Annotated in this window: 1 protein-coding gene and 1 pseudogene; both read right to left on the bottom strand. The window is 74.0% G+C overall.

What is annotated here, in order from left to right; all coding sequences use genetic code 11:
• Positions 1 to 116: 116 nt before the first annotated feature.
• Entirely contained in the window at positions 117 to 521 is a 405-nt protein-coding gene (locus tag AB0G02_RS40140) for a DUF1992 domain-containing protein (RefSeq protein WP_360805763.1), read from the bottom strand.
• Between the two features lie 49 nt (positions 522 to 570).
• A pseudogene (locus AB0G02_RS40135) lies at positions 571 to 1350 on the bottom strand (DUF6596 domain-containing protein); the annotation flags it as partial.
• Positions 1351 to 1432: the final 82 nt, after the last annotated feature.

The raw sequence follows: 1432 nt of genomic DNA, 5'->3' as shown, positions 1-1432 counted from the left end.
CGCGCGGTGGTCCGCGCCGAACCGCTCTCGGGCCTCGGCGTCGCCACCGCGACCGCCCTGCTCGACGCGGCCGGCGTCACCTGACCGTCACGGGCACCGCGGCCGGAGCGGGCAGGTCAGCGGGAGCCGTGCTGCTCGCGCCACCGGGCCACGACGTGCTCCACGTCGAACGGCATGAGGTTGAGCGGAGGGCCGGACATCGGCTTGCGGATGGCCTCTTCGATCCTCGCGTTGATGTCGGCCAGGATCGAGCGCACCTCGGCCTCCGTGCGCGCCCGCCCGGCGGCCTCGCGCGCGGCGTCGGCCTGCTTGCGCAGCAGCAACGTCGGCGGGAGCGCCGTGCCCTCCTCGCGGCGCAGCTTCTCCTTCACCCACCACAGCTCGTCGTGCGGCTCGTGCAGCCCGCGCAACGGCTTGCCGGCACCCGGCAGGCCCTCGAACTCGCCGCGGTCCTGCGCCTCGCGGATCTGGCGCTCGATCCAGGTCTCGAAGCCCACCCCTGCCGGTTTGCGCTCGGTCACGTGCGACCACCCCCGTCCTCGACCCCACCACCGAGGATAACCGCGCCGGTCAGCGTGCCAGGCGGGCCGCCTTGTCCATCAGGTACCGCTGCTCGGGGGTGCTGGTGGTGCGCGCGGCGGCCGCCCGGTAGTGCGCCACGGCCCGCGGCACGTCGCCGGCCATTTCGTGCAGGTGGGCGCGCACCGCGTCGAGCCGGTGGTTGCCGGCCAGGCGCTCGTCCAGGGTGTCGATCAGCTCCAGGCCGGCGGCGGGCCCGTGCACCATCGCCACCGCGACGGCCCGGTTGAGCGACACCACCGGGTTGCCGGTCATCCGCTCCAGCAGCCCGTACATGCCCAGGATCTGCGGCCAGTCGGTGTCCTCGGCGCGGCGCGCGTCGTCGTGGATGGCCGCGATCGACGCCTGCAACTGGTACTCCCCGATCGCGCCGCGCTCCACCGCGGCCATGATCAGCTCGACGCCCTCCACGATCAGCTCCTCGTCCCAGCGCGACCGGTCCTGCTCGGCCAGCGGGACGAGCGCGCCGTTCGGGCCGGTCCGCGCCGGCCGGCGCGCGTCGGTGAGCAGCATCAGCGCCAGCAGGCCCGCAACCTCGGGGTCGGACGGCAGCCGGGCGTGCACGGCCCTGGTCAGCCGGATCGCCTCACCCGACAGCTCGGTGCGGTGCAGCGAACCGCCGACGCTGCTGGTGTAGCCCTCGTTGAAGATCAGGTACAGCACGTGCAGCACGGACCTCAGCCGGGCGGCGAACTCGTCCGGGCCGGGCATGGCGAAGCTCGCGCCGCGCAGCTTCTGCTTGGCCCGGCTGATCCGCTGCGCCATGGTCGCACGGCCCATCGCCGTGGGCGTCGGCTTGGGCGCGGTCATCCTCGTCGCGCTGTTCACGGTGCGCGAGGTGTTCGTCGGCATC

It is taken from the genome of Actinosynnema sp. NPDC023658 (genome assembly GCF_040639995.1).
Taxonomy (GTDB): domain Bacteria; phylum Actinomycetota; class Actinomycetes; order Mycobacteriales; family Pseudonocardiaceae; genus Actinosynnema.
The sequence above is the reverse complement of the archived record's forward strand: the minus strand, read 5'-3'. Positions and strand labels throughout refer to the sequence as shown.